17 protein-coding genes and 1 pseudogene are annotated in these 15,088 nt (G+C 62.3%); 16 read left to right on the plus strand and 2 right to left on the minus strand.

Going from position 1 to position 15,088, the window contains the following annotated elements:
* Positions 1-51: 51 nt before the first annotated feature.
* The 11 genes and pseudogenes from tdh (at position 52) to PYR71_RS10070 (ending at position 10,311) form a co-directional block, all read left to right on the plus strand.
* The gene (tdh, locus tag PYR71_RS10020; RefSeq protein WP_275619219.1) at positions 52-1,089 is read left to right on the plus strand and encodes an L-threonine 3-dehydrogenase; all 1,038 of its coding nucleotides are present in this window, start codon (positions 52-54) and stop codon (positions 1,087-1,089) included.
* Positions 1,090-1,099: 10 nt separating this feature from the next.
* A complete protein-coding gene (locus PYR71_RS10025; protein ID WP_275619220.1) occupies positions 1,100-1,447 on the plus strand; it encodes a GFA family protein in 348 nt (115 codons plus the stop codon).
* Positions 1,448-1,898: 451 nt separating this feature from the next.
* Positions 1,899-3,956, plus strand: coding sequence for an RNA polymerase sigma factor RpoD (gene rpoD, locus PYR71_RS10030; RefSeq protein ID WP_004677699.1), 2,058 nt, complete (start codon positions 1,899-1,901; stop codon positions 3,954-3,956).
* A gap of 370 nt (positions 3,957-4,326) precedes the next feature.
* Positions 4,327-4,620, plus strand: coding sequence for a GYD domain-containing protein (locus tag PYR71_RS10035; RefSeq protein ID WP_275619221.1), 294 nt, complete (start codon positions 4,327-4,329; stop codon positions 4,618-4,620).
* 115 nt (positions 4,621-4,735) lie between these two features.
* A complete protein-coding gene (locus tag PYR71_RS10040) occupies positions 4,736-5,833 on the plus strand; it encodes a DUF930 domain-containing protein (RefSeq protein ID WP_275619222.1) in 1,098 nt (365 codons plus the stop codon).
* 101 nt (positions 5,834-5,934) lie between these two features.
* Positions 5,935-6,096, plus strand: coding sequence for a hypothetical protein (locus PYR71_RS10045; protein ID WP_275619223.1), 162 nt, complete (start codon positions 5,935-5,937; stop codon positions 6,094-6,096).
* On the plus strand, positions 6,093-6,878 hold the full coding sequence (locus PYR71_RS10050; protein ID WP_275619224.1) for an APH(3')-II family aminoglycoside O-phosphotransferase: 786 nt from the start codon (positions 6,093-6,095) through the stop codon (positions 6,876-6,878). The genes PYR71_RS10045 and PYR71_RS10050 overlap by 4 nt, the downstream gene beginning before the upstream one ends.
* A gap of 87 nt (positions 6,879-6,965) precedes the next feature.
* Entirely contained in the window at positions 6,966-7,769 is an 804-nt protein-coding gene (locus tag PYR71_RS10055) for an AraC family transcriptional regulator (RefSeq protein ID WP_275619596.1), read from the plus strand.
* A 455-nt stretch (positions 7,770-8,224) separates the two neighbouring features.
* Positions 8,225-9,124 carry a DMT family transporter gene (locus PYR71_RS10060; RefSeq protein WP_275619225.1) on the plus strand — a complete coding sequence of 300 codons (900 nt, stop codon included), beginning with the start codon at positions 8,225-8,227 and terminating at the stop codon, positions 9,122-9,124.
* A gap of 2 nt (positions 9,125-9,126) precedes the next feature.
* Positions 9,127-9,819 carry a B3/B4 domain-containing protein gene (locus tag PYR71_RS10065; RefSeq protein ID WP_275619226.1) on the plus strand — a complete coding sequence of 231 codons (693 nt, stop codon included), beginning with the start codon at positions 9,127-9,129 and terminating at the stop codon, positions 9,817-9,819.
* 93 nt (positions 9,820-9,912) lie between these two features.
* A pseudogene (locus tag PYR71_RS10070) lies at positions 9,913-10,311 on the plus strand (DUF427 domain-containing protein).
* An 18-nt stretch (positions 10,312-10,329) separates the two neighbouring features.
* On the opposite strand, the gene PYR71_RS10075 reads toward PYR71_RS10070, so the two are convergent.
* Positions 10,330-10,575 (minus strand): DUF6894 family protein, encoded by a 246-nt coding sequence (locus tag PYR71_RS10075; protein ID WP_183912561.1) that lies wholly within the window; start codon positions 10,573-10,575, stop codon positions 10,330-10,332.
* Between the two features lie 555 nt (positions 10,576-11,130).
* Between PYR71_RS10075 and PYR71_RS10080 the strand changes: the two genes are divergently transcribed.
* The 5 genes from PYR71_RS10080 to PYR71_RS10100 all read left to right on the plus strand — a co-directional run bounded on the left by PYR71_RS10080 (position 11,131) and on the right by PYR71_RS10100 (position 13,745).
* Positions 11,131-11,739 (plus strand): DUF922 domain-containing Zn-dependent protease, encoded by a 609-nt coding sequence (locus PYR71_RS10080; RefSeq protein ID WP_416340285.1) that lies wholly within the window; start codon positions 11,131-11,133, stop codon positions 11,737-11,739.
* 94 nt (positions 11,740-11,833) lie between these two features.
* Positions 11,834-12,187 carry a DUF1428 domain-containing protein gene (locus PYR71_RS10085; RefSeq protein WP_275619228.1) on the plus strand — a complete coding sequence of 118 codons (354 nt, stop codon included), beginning with the start codon at positions 11,834-11,836 and terminating at the stop codon, positions 12,185-12,187.
* 92 nt (positions 12,188-12,279) lie between these two features.
* Positions 12,280-12,699 (plus strand): secondary thiamine-phosphate synthase enzyme YjbQ, encoded by a 420-nt coding sequence (locus PYR71_RS10090; protein ID WP_275619229.1) that lies wholly within the window; start codon positions 12,280-12,282, stop codon positions 12,697-12,699.
* A gap of 179 nt (positions 12,700-12,878) precedes the next feature.
* Complete coding sequence (locus tag PYR71_RS10095) at positions 12,879-13,184, plus strand: hypothetical protein (protein ID WP_275619230.1); 306 nt, start codon at positions 12,879-12,881, stop codon at positions 13,182-13,184.
* A 222-nt stretch (positions 13,185-13,406) separates the two neighbouring features.
* Positions 13,407-13,745, plus strand: a complete 339-nt coding sequence (locus PYR71_RS10100) for a hypothetical protein (RefSeq protein WP_183912569.1) — start codon at positions 13,407-13,409, stop codon at positions 13,743-13,745.
* Between the two features lie 320 nt (positions 13,746-14,065).
* Here the strand turns inward: PYR71_RS10100 and PYR71_RS10105 are convergent, their stop codons facing one another.
* Positions 14,066-14,800, minus strand: coding sequence for an SIMPL domain-containing protein (locus PYR71_RS10105; RefSeq protein ID WP_275619231.1), 735 nt, complete (start codon positions 14,798-14,800; stop codon positions 14,066-14,068).
* Positions 14,801-15,088 lie beyond the last annotated feature (288 nt).

Consider the following 15,088-nt stretch of genomic DNA (forward strand, 5'->3'; position numbering starts at 1 on the left):
GGGGAGAAGAGGGAATAGCGACGCTGGCGTCAAGCAGAGGTGGGAGCAGACATGTCGAACATGATGAAGGCGCTGGTCAAATCGAAGCCCGAGGTCGGGCTCTGGATGGAGAATGTGCCGGTGCCGGAAGTCGGGCCGAATGATGTGCTGATCCGGGTCAAGAAATCGGCGATCTGCGGCACCGACGTGCATATCTGGAACTGGGACCAGTGGGCGCAGAAGACCATTCCGGTACCGATGGTGGTCGGCCATGAATTTTCCGGCGAGATCGCTGAGATAGGCTCTGCCGTCACCCGCTATCATGTCGGCGAGCGGGTTTCCGGCGAGGGCCATATCGTCTGCGGCAAGTGCCGCAACTGCCGGGCGGGCAGAGGGCATCTCTGCCGCAATACGCTCGGCGTCGGCGTCAACCGGCCGGGTTCGTTCGGCGAGTTCGTCTGCATTCCCGAGAGCAATGTCGTGGCGATCCCGGACGATATTTCCGGCGAGATCGCGGCGATCTTCGATCCGTTCGGCAATGCCGTGCACACCGCACTTTCCTTCGATCTCGTCGGCGAGGACGTGCTCGTCACCGGCGCCGGGCCGATCGGCATCATGGGCGCGCTGGTCGCCAAACGATCGGGCGCCCGCAAGGTCGTCATCACCGATATCAATCCGCATCGGCTGGATCTGGCGCGCAAGCTCGGCATCGACCACGTCGTCGACGCCTCGAAGGAAAATCTCGCCGACGTGATGAAGGCGATCGGCATGACCGAGGGGTTCGATGTCGGGCTCGAAATGTCGGGTGCGGCACCCGCCTTCCGCGACATGATCGACAAGATGAACAATGGCGGCAAGATCGCCATTCTCGGCATTGCGCCGGCGGGCTTCGAGATCGACTGGAACAAGGTGATCTTCAAGATGCTCAATCTCAAGGGCATTTACGGCCGCGAGATGTTCGAGACTTGGTACAAGATGATCGCCTTCGTCCAGGGTGGCCTGGATCTCGCACCTATTATTACCCATCGCATCAAGATCGACGATTTCCGCGAGGGCTTCGAGGCGATGCGGTCGGGCAACTCCGGCAAAGTCGTCATGGATTGGATGTGAGGAGGACGAGATGATTTATGAAGGAAGCTGCCATTGCGGCAATATCGCTTTCGAGGTCGAAGGCGAATTCAGCGAGGCGCTCGACTGCAACTGTTCGCTCTGCCGCCGGCGCGGCGGGCTTCTGGCCTTCGTGCCGCGTGAGAAGCTGGTGCTGAAAACGTCCGACGCGAATATCTCGACCTATACCTTCAACAGGCATGTCATCCGCCATCACTTCTGCGCCAAGTGCGGTATTGCGCCCTTCGGCGAGGGTGTCGCGCCCGATGGCTCGGCGATGGCTTCGATCAACCTGCGCTGCATTCCTGCGATCGACCCCGGCGCGCTGAAGGTGACGGCCTATGACGGTGCGGCGCGTTAGAGACGGCAATATAACGTCGGCACAATTGTAAAAGACGACCGAACAACTGATGCGGCATGCAAAATTCATGCTGCTCTTGTCTTTTGTTTGCCGCTTCTTAAATAAGGTTCGCAATCGCAGCCGCGGTTCAAAGCCTGTGGATAAGGCTTTTTCCGATGATTCGTGAGCTTTTTTTATGGAAAAGCTTGACGAGAACAAAAAATGTGGGAATCACCGTTCGACTTGTTGAAACGGTGAACTGGGTCAAGGCGGATCGCGCAACCATGGCCGGAAATCCAAAGGCAAGAAAGCTTTGCTGTCCGGTACCGGCGATCGTGGTTAATCAGACTTTAAATGTCATCCCGTTAGGTGGGCTCAGGTGATTCAAGGGCGGCGCGAGCGGCGCGTCAAGCCCTGAGACGGCCCATTCACCGTAGCGAGATTGGATAGCGTCAGGAAGGCGACGATATAAATGGCAACCAAGGTCAAAGAGAACGAAGACGCGGAAGTCGAACGCGACGGCGCAAGCGACGGCCCTCTTCTCGATCTTTCCGACGACGCGGTCAAGAAGATGATCAAGGCCGCCAAGAAGCGCGGCTATGTGACGATGGATGAGCTCAACGCCGTTCTGCCGTCCGAGGAAGTGACGTCCGAGCAGATCGAAGACACGATGTCGATGCTTTCGGACATGGGCATCAACGTCATCGAGGACGAAGAAGCCGAGGAAGCCGGCGCTTCCGGCGGCGGCGATGACGATGATGCCGGCGGCGACGAGGACAGCGAAGGCGGCGAACTCGCGCCTTCCGGCGGCACCGCGCTTGCGACCGCCAAGAAGAAAGAGCCGACCGACCGTACCGACGATCCGGTGCGCATGTATCTGCGCGAAATGGGCTCGGTGGAACTGCTCTCCCGCGAGGGCGAAATCGCCATCGCCAAGCGCATCGAGGCCGGCCGCGAGACGATGATCGCAGGCCTCTGCGAGAGCCCGCTGACGTTCCAGGCGCTGATCATCTGGCGCGACGAACTCAACGAAGGCACGACGCTGCTGCGCGAGATCATCGATCTCGAAACGACCTATTCCGGTCCTGAGGCCAAGGCTGCGCCGCAGTTTCAGAGCCCCGAGAAGATCGAGGCAGACCGCAAGGCGGCCGAAGAGAAGGAAAAGACCCGCCGCGCCCGCTCCGGCGACGACGACATCACCGATGTCGGCGGCGAAGGCCTGCCTCCCGAGGAGGAGGAAGAGGACGAGGACGAATCCAATCTTTCGCTGGCGGCGATGGAAGCCGAGCTTCGCCCGCAGGTGATGGAGACGCTCGATACGATCGCCGAGACCTACAAGAAGCTGCGCAAGCTGCAGGACCAGCAGGTCGAGCAGCGCTTGTCGGCGTCCGGCACGCTTTCCTCCGCCCAGGAGCGGCGCTACAAGGAGCTCAAGGATGAGCTCATCAAGGCCGTCAAGTCGCTGTCGCTTAACCAGAACCGTATCGACGCCCTGGTCGAGCAGCTCTACGACATCAACAAGCGCCTCGTCTCCAACGAAGGCCGCCTGCTGCGTCTGGCCGAATCCTACGGCGTCAAGCGCGATAGCTTCCTGGAACAGTATCAGGGCGCCGAGCTCGATCCGAACTGGATGAAGTCGATCGGCAATCTGGCCGCCCGCGGCTGGAAGGAATTCGCCAAGGGCGAGAACACGACGATCCGCGACATCCGCCAGGAAATCCAGAATCTGGCGACCGAGACCGGCATTTCGATTTCGGAATTCCGCCGCATCGTGCACATGGTGCAGAAGGGCGAGCGCGAAGCGCGCATCGCCAAGAAGGAAATGGTCGAAGCGAACCTTCGCCTCGTCATCTCCATCGCCAAGAAATACACGAACCGCGGCCTGCAGTTCCTCGATCTCATTCAGGAAGGCAATATCGGCCTGATGAAGGCGGTCGACAAGTTCGAATACCGCCGCGGCTACAAGTTCTCGACCTATGCGACCTGGTGGATCCGTCAGGCGATCACTCGTTCGATCGCCGACCAGGCTCGCACCATCCGCATTCCGGTGCATATGATCGAGACGATCAACAAGATCGTCCGCACCTCGCGCCAGATGCTGCACGAGATCGGCCGCGAGCCGACGCCGGAAGAACTGGCCGAAAAGCTCGCCATGCCGCTCGAAAAGGTCCGCAAGGTCCTGAAGATCGCCAAAGAGCCGATCTCGCTCGAAACCCCTGTTGGTGACGAAGAGGATTCGCATCTCGGCGATTTCATCGAGGACAAGAACGCGCTGCTGCCGATCGACGCCGCCATCCAGGCGAACCTGCGCGAGACGACCACCCGCGTTCTCGCCTCGCTGACGCCCCGCGAGGAACGTGTCCTGCGGATGCGCTTCGGCATCGGCATGAACACCGACCACACGCTCGAAGAAGTCGGGCAGCAGTTCTCGGTCACCCGCGAACGTATTCGCCAGATCGAGGCCAAGGCGCTGCGCAAGCTGAAGCATCCGAGCCGTTCGCGCAAGCTGCGCTCGTTCCTCGACAGCTAAGCTTCGATGACTTCTTGATGGGAATGCCGGGCTTTATGCCCGGCTCAGCCTGCTGACGAAGCCGGCCAACTCTTCTTTCGTCATGCTCGGGCCTGTCCCGGGGCTTGTCCCGGGCATCTGCCTCCGTTTCGTAGGGCAGCAGATCCCCTGCACTAAGCCGAGGATGAAGCCAGGTGGCGAGCGAGGTTTATCATCAAATAGAGCCGGGCTTTACGCCCGGCTTTTGTTTTGTGATTAACACCAATGATCCTCGCGGCTTTCTTGTCCCTGTATGGTGACAGGCCTATAATCCGGCCACGTGGAAAGGATCGATCGCGACATACGCGAGATCGTATGCCTGCGTGAGCGATCCTCCGTCGGGAGGTGCGACATGACCAATTACATTCTTTTGATCGACTGGACAGACCAAGGCATCCGTACTGTTCGCGACTCGGCAAAACGGCTGGACGCGGCGAAGAAACTGCTCGCAGGCGTCGGCGGCTCCATCAACCAGTTCTATCTGACGATGGGCGGACACGACATGGTCGCCGTCTGCGAGGCGCCCGACGACGCGGTGATGGCGCATTTTACACTGTCGCTCGCCATGGCGGGCAATGTCCGCACCGAGACGCTGAAGGCGTTCCCGGAGGCTGCCTATCGGGATCTCATCGGCTCGCTCGGCTGACCACTGCTCAAACCAGTTCGGATACCAATGCACGGCTCTCCGAGACCGCGTGGCGTTGAATGATGATGGACCCGCCGACCAATGACCGCGGCAGCGATCACGCGGTTTTTTGTATTTGTGGCTTGATGCTGCCGGCTTTAAAGGCCACATCGCTGCTGTGACAGAAGAAGACGTCGAACCGGAAGAAGCGCATGAAGCGGCAAAACAGCGGCCTGATATCCGCTGGGGCGTCGGCGCGTCCGCGCTTCTGCATGTGCCGCTCATCGCCCTTCTGATTTTCGGGCTGCCGAAGATCGAGCCGAAACCTCCTGAAGACGAGAGCGTGAAGGTGGAACTCGTTCCGCCGCCAGAGGAGAAGAAGCAGGAAGAAAAGCAGCCTGAGGAAAAACCGCCGGAGCCGAAACCGCCGGAACAGGCGAAGAAGCAACCGCTGCCTCCACCGCCTCCTCCGCCACCGCCAGCAAAGAAGGCTTCTGAGCAAGCTAAATCGAGGCCGATGCCGACTCTCAACCCTGTGACCGAGTTCGGGGGCAAAAATAGCGGCCCTGACAAATTCCTGGCGGGAAATTCTTCCGAGGGTGAAAGAAAACCGGCGACAACTGCTCCGCAGCGCGATCGAGCATTAGAGCGGCTGCCTGCGAAAGCCGTTGCGGAAGGGCCGAAAGCTGAGCCGCCTCCATCAAAACCCGTACCGGATGATGTGAAGCTTCCCGAAGTGGCTGTGATGGACGTTTCTCCGGAGCGTAACGGACCGCCGACACAAGCGTCTGGCGAAGCCAAGACCACCTTCGAACAGGCCAAGCCGCCTGAGCAGAAGAGCGCTGACAAACCGAAAACGCTGCCTGACACCAACGATCTGCCCGCGGCAAAAACCCTGTTTTCACGGGCTGCAGATGGCAATGTGTTTGCGCAGACCGCGATGGATGGGCTTTCACGCAAGGAGCGAGTGGCAACGCTCTGTACCACCGAGCTTCAGGGCCAGCTTGTTCACGGTTCGCCGGCCTATTTTCCGCTCGCATTGCCGAGTTTCGGGTTGCGAGCCGGTACCATTCTCGATGTGAAGGATGCAGCCTTTGGCACAGCCAAGGGCTGGTTCCAAGTTCGTTTCCGCTGCGTGGTGGATGAGGGGGCTACCAAAGTGATGTCCTTTGCCCACCAGGTCGGTGGGCCGATCCCCCGCGGCCAGTATTCGAAGTATGATATTGATGAATAAAGCGCGCTGTGATCTTTCCCGCCCGCAACAAGCCACACGCAAGGAACCGCATCTAGCCTCTTCCTATGGCCGTGATGGTACGGTGAAGAAGGGACAATGATATGTCGAACGAGATCGAGCGTTTTCTGGAGCGCCAGGATGAAGCCGTCAGCGCGTTGTTCCTGGAAAACAGGGGCGACGAGCTGACCGATATTCTGGTGGCGGCGCTTGAAGAGGCCTTCGAGATCCTGCTCGAAGCAGCACCCGCCGAAACGCTGCATTGACAAATTTCAAGACATTGCCGGCAGCGCTCGGCGAGCGGCTGTCCGGCTACCGGTTCGAACGCGATGCGCTTGGCCGTTCCGCCGCAAGCGTCTTCCGGCTGGAGGGCGAGGGCCTTCCGGCGCTCTATCTGAAGGTCGAGGCCGCGGGGCCGTTCGGCGAGCTTCCCGATGAAGCCGCCCGGCTCTCCTGGCTCAAGGCCGCCGGCCTGCCGTGTCCCGACGTCATCGCCTGCGAAAGCGACGGCGAGCGCAACTGGCTGCTGATCGGGGCGCTGCCGGGAACCGATCTCGCCAGCGCATCGGCGCTGACGCCGCTGGCGCGAGTCGGACTGCTGGCGGCCGCACTTGCCGATCTCCATCACCTGCCGATCGCCTCCTGCCCGTTCGATCATCGTCTAGAAAAGCGCCTGCCGGCCGCAAGGGCGCGCATGCAGGCCGGGATCGTCGACGAGACCGATTTCGACGAGACGCGGCTCGGAAAGAGCGCCGAAACACTGTTTGCCGAACTCGAAGGCCGGCGGCCGGACCGTGAGCATCTCGTCGTCACCCATGGCGATGCCTGCCTGCCCAATTTTGTCGCCTCCGGCGGCCAATTCTCCGGCTATATCGATTGCGGTCGCCTCGGCGTCGCCGACCGCTATCAGGATATTGCGCTCGCCTGCCGCAGCATCGCCGGTAATTTCGGTGCGGCGCTGGTGCAACCCTTCCTCGATCGTTATGAGCTGACGGCGCCGGATCCGGCGCGCCTCGATTATTACCAGCTGCTCGACGAGTTCTTCTGACGCTTCAAAGACGCGTTGCGCTTGCCAAGCGTTGCGCCCGCTCCATCCGGCTGGCAAGATGGCCGGCATCGGATCTGCGGACGGATGATGGCGAAAAATCAGTTCAGGATGTTACGCTCGGCGCTGGCCGGCGTCGAGGCGGTGGAAGCGGCAACGCATCACAGTTTCAGCAGGCACACGCATGAGCAGTTCGGCATCGGCCTCGTCTCATCAGGGGCGCAGAAGTCGCTCAGCGGGCGCGGCATGGTCGAGGCTGCGGCCGGCGATATCATCACTGTCAATCCGAACGAGGTGCATGACGGTGCGCCGATCGGCGCAGGTCGATCGTGGCGCATTCTCTATTTCGATCCCGAGATCGTCGCCAGCCTGTCGCGGGAAATCGGCGAGGGCGGGGCAGGGCGACAGGAAATCCCCTATCCGGTCATCCGCAATGCGGCGATCGCCGTCCGCTTCGAGATACTGTTTGGCGCGGTCACCGGTGGCGGAGCCGACGGGCTGCTCTCAGAGCAACTGCTGCTGCAGCTCGTCGCCGATGTCATGCGGGAACGGGGGGATCGCCAGGAGCGGCCAGCGGTGCCGGCGTCCATCCGCGCGGCGCGGGATCTGATCGACGACGATCCTCTTGTCGCCGTCTCGCTTGCCGACCTCGCCCGGGAAAGCGGCCTCAGCCGCTTCCAGGTGCTGCGCGGCTTTGCCAAGGCGACGGGGCTGACGCCGCATGCCTATCTCCTCCAGGCCCGCATCCATCGCGCCCGCCGGCTGATCGCTCAGGGCACGCCGCTTGCCGAAGCCGCCTTTGCCAGCGGTTTTGCCGACCAGAGCCACATGACGCGCGTCTTCGTGCGCAAATACGGCCTGTCGCCGCGGCTCTATGCCGGCGCCTTTGTCTGAGCGGTGCCGGCATGGCGCGCTTCGTCACCGGGCGTCCGAGGCCGAGCCACCCGCCTCGTCCTTCGAGGCCCCTGCGGGGCACTCAGGATGAGGCTCTCTTGAAGGCCGTCCATCCTTCTGCCGTCCACGGTGAAAGGCACGGCATCCTCCAACGCCCCTCATCCTGAGGCGCGTAGCCCGTGAGGACGAAGCCTCGAAGGGCACGCTCAACGCCGCTTGCATTCATCGAACTTCAAGCGCCCGCTTCGTCCTTCGAGGCCCCTTGCGGCGCACCTCAGGATCGGGGCTGATCGCAGGTGCCGCGGGCTGCGACCTCTCTCCAGCCTCATCGTGAGGCGCCCCGCAAGGGGCCTCGAAGGACGGGGCTGGCCGAACGCCGCCTCCGCCCTGCAATTTCGTTCAAGACCGCAGCCGGCCCCTGCTGTTTTCTCGACGCATCCAATCGGAGATGCGGAATGTCGAGACAGGTTCAAGGTTATGTCTATCTGACGCTGGCCATGCTGACGGTCGGAAGCACCGTCATTGCGAGCAAACTCATTGCCGCCGGCTTGGGGCCGTTTACCGCCACCGCCTTGCGCTTCGCGCTCGCCTTTCCCGTCTTTCTCGTGCTGATGCGGGCAACCGGCGTGCGGCTGCCGAAGCTCTCTCGCCGTGACCGCCTCATTCTCCTCATCCAGGCCGGGGCCGGCAGCGTCGGCTATACGACGCTGCTGATCTCCGGCCTCAGCCTGACCTCGGCGGCCGATGCCGGCGTCATCATCGGCACGCTGCCGGTGGTCTCGGCGGGAATCTCCATCCTGCTGCTCGGTGAGCGGCCGCAGCCCGCCCTGCTTCTTGCTGTGGCGCTGGCGACCGCCGGGGTGTTTTCGATCGCCTTCAAGCCGGAGGCGGCGGGCGGTTCGCTCGCCGGCAATGCGCTGATCCTGCTGGCGGTCGTCTGCGAGGGGCTGTTCATCCTGCTGAACAAGCGGCTGACCGCCGATATTCCGCCGCTTGCCCAATCGACGCTGATGACCGGCATCGGCTTCGCCGTCGCCGTCATCCCGGCCGTCTTCGAGGCGCCTTCCGCCCAGGGCATTTCCGCAAGCGCTGCGGCGGCGGTCGTCTATTATGCGTTGGTGCCGACCGTCGCCGGCTTCCTGCTCTGGTATGCCGGTGCGAAGCGCGTGAGCGGCACGGAAGCCTCGCTTTTTACCGCGCTCGCGCCGGTGTCCGCCGTCGTGCTCGCCTTCGCCACGCTCGGCGAGCCGGTCGGCGTCAGCCAGCTTGCCGGTATTGCCAGCGTGCTTGGGGCGGTGCTCGGGCTCGGTCTGGCTGGAAATCGCACAGCAACTCAGCCGGCCGAGGGGAGATAGGCATGCGTTTCAACCATTCCGCCGCCCTGTGGCAGAGCTTTCCCGAGCTTCACGCCGGCGCGCTCCATGCCACCGGGATCGATGCCGATGTGGACGTCGAGGCGGCGATAACAAGCTTCGGGGCGATTGCCGAGGCCCGGCTTGCCGGCGCTCAGGAAAGCGAATTTCCGGAGATCCAGGCCTGGCGGCGCGGCTTTTCCCGCATGGGGTTGAAGCCGACGCAATATCGCTCGGCCTCCGAAGCGCTGCTGCGCCGCTTCCGCCAGGAGCACGCGCTGCCGCGCCTGCATCCGCTCGTCGATCTCTGCAATGCGGTCTCGCTCGCCTTCGCTATTCCCATTGCCGTCTTCGATGTCGAAAAGATCGCCGGCGATCTCGAGGTTCGGCCGGCGACGGGTGACGAGACCTATCTGACCTTCGGCGGCGACATCGAACATCCCGAGCCGAACGAGGTGATCTTCGCCGATGGCGAGGCGAGGGCCCATGCGCGGCGCTGGACGAACCGGCAGAGCGGGCTTTCGGCGGTGCGGCAGACGACGCGGTCGGTGCTGATCGTTGCCGAGGCGCTGCATGCCTCGGCCGAGGCGGATATCGGTAGGCTGGTGTCAACGCTCGCGGATCAGCTGGCGAAGGCCTGGCCGGCGGCGCCGAAAGCGGCGCTGCTCAGTGCAGCATCGCCGCATTTCGAATTCTGAAGCGGATCGCGCCCGGACGGAGCATTCACACCTTGGGTCGGCGGCATGCCCGCCCTATCTTCCGGGGATCGATCGCTTCTGGAGACGAACCGCATGTCAGATAAATCGATCAAGATCCCCGGGCCGGATCACCCGATCACCGTCTAGCACAATCCCTGCCGCGTCGTCGTCACGCTCGGCGGCAGGACGGTCGCCGACAGCCGCGACGCGCTGACGCTGCGCGAAGCCTCCTATCCGCCGGTGCAATATATTCCGCGCAAGGATGTCGACATGTCGCTGCTGCAGCGAACCGATCATCGCACGCATTGCCCCTATAAGGGCAACGCGACCTATTACAGCATCATTCCGGGGGGCGAGCGCGCCGAGAATGCCGTCTGGACCTATGAGGCGCCGAATGCCGCCGTCAGCAACATCAAGGGCCATCTCGCCTTCTATCCGGACCGCGTCGACAGCATCGAGGAAATGGCCTCTCCGGAAGCCGGCACCTTCTGAGGCGGCCGACGACAGCCGTTATCGCAGGACGTCGAGCCATTCATTGCTGAAGACGAGGCTGGCAACCGTGACTGGTTCGCCGCTTTCGTCGCGGACGGTGATGGCGATCGTCATGCGATCACCCGCGGGCAGTTCGTCGCGGGCCACATCCAGCAGGATGCGGGTCACCTCTTTTGGAATGTCCTCACGAGATTTGAGCTCGGTTCCGTGCTCGTCGCGGGTTGGACCTTCCCCGTTGTGTAGATCGAAATAGTAGCGAGCCATGTTCTTTCCTGCGCGTCAGAGGGGAAATCACCGATGAAGACAATTGTTCCCGGGGCTAGCCATTGATCCCTATGGAAAATGCTGGGCGGATCGACGTGGTTTCGCCGTCCTGCTGCTGACCTTGGAATGATGCCTGCCGACGCATGATGCGTTGAAGGCTTCGACGGCTCTCGTTAGAGCATTTCCTGGTCAAATTGAAGCATTCTGTTGGCTCAAACGGAGTCGGATGGTCGACCGGCCGGCGCGCGTCGTAGCCCAGCTCTACGGCCAAGCCGGCCGGTCGATCAGCCGGCCCGTTTCAGCCAACCCTCTCGCAGATTTGCCTGGCAAATCTGCGAGACTCAGAATCGCCGGACGCACTGATCGCTTCGCCACGGCGAAGCGGTGCGGCCGGTGGGCCGGGCATCTTTCCGCCAGGATCAGAGGCGATCGGCTCAGACGTACCTTGGGTATGCCCGTCGCCAATCGCCTCTGCCCCGACGAAAACCTGCTCCGGCAGAATGCTTCAATTTGACCAGGAAAGGCTCTACGGTCGCGCCAAAACATTGTTTGGGGATGCGCGTGAGGTCAAAATTCATATCTTTCATGTTGGCGGCGGTTTTCGCCTCGCTGCCGGCGGCAGCACTGGCCGAGGGATGGCAGGCGGTGGAAGAGGTGCGGCCCTATGCGATCTCGGGCACGTCGGGTGCTGCGCTCTACGAATCGATCGGCGAGCACGGGCCGAAGGCCGGGGTCACCGGCCGGGTGATCGCGCACACGACGTTCAAGCTTACCTGGACGCGCAAATACGAACCGCAGGGCAACGCCTGCGTGATCACGACCAACAAGCCGAAGCTCATCATCACCTACACGCTGCCCAAGCCCTCGACCGCGCTGCCGCCGGCCGTCAAGGGCAGCTGGGAAGGTTTCATATCAGGCGTTGCCGCACATGAGCGGGTGCACGGCGAGACCATCAAGGAGATGGTCAGGGAAATCGAGGCGACGAGCATCGGCTTGACCGCTGCCGACGATCCCGACTGCAAGAAGATCAGGGTCGAACTGACGCGGCGTCTCGGCGAAATCTCCGCACGGCAGCGCCAGCGCGGCCGCGACTTCGACAAGGTCGAAATGGGCGAAGGCGGCAATATCCAGCAGCTCATCCTCAAGCTGGTGAACGGGCCGTGACTGCCTGATAAGCCCGCTTGCCGCTCCACTCCTGGACCGGCCCCTCTGACTTCCTATCTCTCCCGCTAACGAGTATGGATCGAGGAGACGTGCAATGTCCTATGTCGATGGTTTCGTCGTGGCGGTGCCGAGGGAGAATATCGAGGCCTGCAAGAAATTCTCGACCTTCGCCGGCTCGCTGTGGAAGGAATATGGCGCACTCGAATATGTCGAATGCATCGGCGACGACGTGCCCTATGGCGAGCTGACCTCCTTTCCCCGCGCCGTGCAGGCCAAGGAGGAAGAGCTGGTGGTTTTCTCCTGGATCACCTATCGGTCCAGGCAGGAGCGCGACGAAATCAATGCCAAGGTGATGGCCGATCCGCGGCTCAAGGGCGATGAATGGCAGATGCCGTTCGACGGCAAGCGGATGATCTATGGCGGTTTCGAGACGCTGCTGAAGCTCTGACACCGGCGCCGTCACCTGCCGAGCCAGGCATTGACTCGGCCGTCATGGCGCGTCAATTCGCGGGAGAAATCATTGCGAGACGGAGAGCGCCCGTGCCCCAGACAATCACCTTGGCCACCCGCGGCCAGGGCCTTTACGAATTCACCGATCAGGCGGAAGCCTTCGTCGGCGCCTCCGGGCGGGAGGAGGGGCTTCTCACCGTCTTCGTCCGCCACACCTCCTGCTCGCTGCTGATCCAGGAAAATGCCGATCCGGATGTGCGTAGCGACCTTCTTTCCTTCTTCCGCCGCCTCGTGCCGCCGGCCTCCGATCCGTCGATGGGCTGGGTCGTGCACAGGGCCGAAGGGCCTGACGATATGCCGGCCCATATCAAGGCGGCGCTGACGCAGGTGTCGATCGGCATTCCCGTCGCGCGCGGCCGGCTGATGCTCGGCGCCTGGCAGGGCATCTACCTCTTCGAACATCGCGACCGCCCGCACCGGCGCGAGATCGTGCTGCATCTCGGTTCCTGAGAGAAAGCGGCGCCGGACGCAAGTGATCGCTCGACACCCATCGGGCGAAAAACTGCTCATCTTCTTGTGAATGCAAACTGAATGGCCGGTTCGAACGCCATTCAGCTTGCAGCGTTTACTGTCGAGACAATCCCCTCAGGGAGAGGTTGAAAACAAAGACCAATCGACGGAGACAGCTGATGACGCATTTCCTCACCAAGGCTTGCCTTGCCGCAGTGCTTGCCCTTTCATCCATTCCGGCGACGATCTCCCCGGCCGCTGCCGCCGGGCCGCAGACGAACCTCATCGTCGAGGCGCAATATCATCGCCCGATCCGCGGCTGCTCGCCGATGTATGCGGTGCGCAAGGCGCGGGACTTCGGCCTGCGCAGAGCCCATATCACCCGCATGTCGCCGCGCGTCGTCGTCGTTGCCGGGCGTGACCGCCGCGGCTGGGACAGGATGGTCTTCGCCAATGTCCGCGGCTGCCCGCTGATCCGCCGCTGACGAACCGGTCCGAACGGGCTGCCTTTGTGTGTTTCAAAAAGACACGCGGGCATTGCGAACCCGGCCGGCAAGCGCTGATACGAGGCCTGCCGGCCATTTTGCCTTGACGGCGACACTTTCAGCCGTCTCTTCTCTGCTCTGTATAAGTGATTCCCGGAGATGCCTCAGGCGTGATGGGGACGGCGGCTTGGCCGCACCGACTTTAAAACGAAAGGTTTTTCGATGATGCAGTTTCTGGCAAAGGCGGGTCTTGCCGCCATGCTGATAACAGGCACCCTTGCCAGCACCGCGGCCCCGGCCGCTGCGCAATTCAGTATCATTATCGGCGATCCGGAGCGTGAGCCGCCGCGCGATTACCGCCGTCCGCCTCCGGGCTTCGATCGCCGTCCGCGCGGCTGTGATCCCAGGCTCGCCGAAGATCTCGCCCGCGATTACGGCCTCCGCCGCGCCCGCGTCGTCGACATCACCCCGCGCCGCGTCATCGTCCAGGGCTGGACCCGCCGCGGCCCCGACGAAATGAGCTTCGGCAACGTCCGCGGCTGCCCGGCGCTGCGTCGCTGATATCAGCTGCAATACCGCCTCGGCGGCAAGAACCGCCTTTGCCAATCCCCCGGATCGGCAAGGCGGTTTTCTTTTTGTGGATTGCTTTGTGCGCGCGGTAGACCCTTCCCCAACCGCTTCGCATAATTTCCCTCGTAGCATCCTTAGAACGCTGACAGCCAGAAAGACGTCTCTTGTTTGAGCGCCACGGGTTGCAGCTAGCCCCTCCCCCCTTTTGGGGAGGGGGGAGGGGTCTTGGCAGGCCAAGCCCAAACATGACGACAGAGCAATTGACCGACTTCGGACGCCGCACGTCGGAAAGGACGCGTCGCGCCTCCATTTCACGGCTCGATCGCAAACGTCACCGTGACGCTGACATGGTAAGTGGTCTCGCCGCCCTGGACGGGAACGGCGGCGTCGGCTTCCTTCATCATTGTGGCGCGATAGGCCGGCTGCGGCAGCGGGCGAGGCTCATTCTCGTTGATCTCGATGATACGACCGAGCTTGACGCCGGCGGCTTCGCTCAGCGTCTTCGCCTTCTTGACCGCCTCGGTTACGGCGTTTTTGCGCGCCTCTTCGAGCGCTGCTTCCGGTTTGTCGTTGGTGAACTGGATGTCACCGCCCTGGTTGATGCCGAGCGTGACGGACTGGTCGATCACCTGGCCGAGTTTGGCAAGATCGCGCAGCCTGACGGTGACCGCATTGATCGTCTGATAGCCGATCAGCTGCGGCTGCTGCTGCTGGCCGTCGACCGGCTGCGGATAATTATATTGCGGCTGAATGGAAAAGCCGGAGGTTTGCAGATCGCGCTCGGCGATGCCGCCGCTCTTCAGCGAGTCGAGCACGTCTTTCATCGCCTTGTTGTTCTCGTCGAGCGCTTCGCGGGCGGTTTTCGCCTGCTTGACGACGCTAAGAGTAACGATGGCCATGTCGGGCGCCATGGACGATTCGCCATCGCCCGTCACCGAGATCACCTCGCGCGGTTTTGCCTCCTGCGCCAATACAGGCGCTGCCGCCGCCATCGGCAGGGCCAAAAGGGCAGTCATCAGAACAGTCTTGGACAGAATCGGCGCCATGTTTCATTTCCTAGTTGTCGTTTCCCGGATGAACTTTCTGTCGGTTGATTGTGAAGCTATTGCGGCGGAAGGGAAGGGCGAGTGTGTGGCGAGAGAAAAATCTGCGGGGCGGCGGGTGACAGGGAGGGTGTGCCGTGTGAGCCCCCTCTGCCCTGCCGGGCATCTCCCCCACAGGTGGGGAGGTTGGCTGGGCGCGATGTCCATCTCAACAACGAACGTCACAGCCCGACGAAGCGGTAAACGGGTGCGAAGGTTTGGCCCCTTGTGATCTCCCCATCTGTGGGGGAG

The organism is Rhizobium mulingense, assembly GCF_029194105.1.
Classification (GTDB): Bacteria; Pseudomonadota; Alphaproteobacteria; order Rhizobiales; family Rhizobiaceae; genus Rhizobium; species Rhizobium mulingense.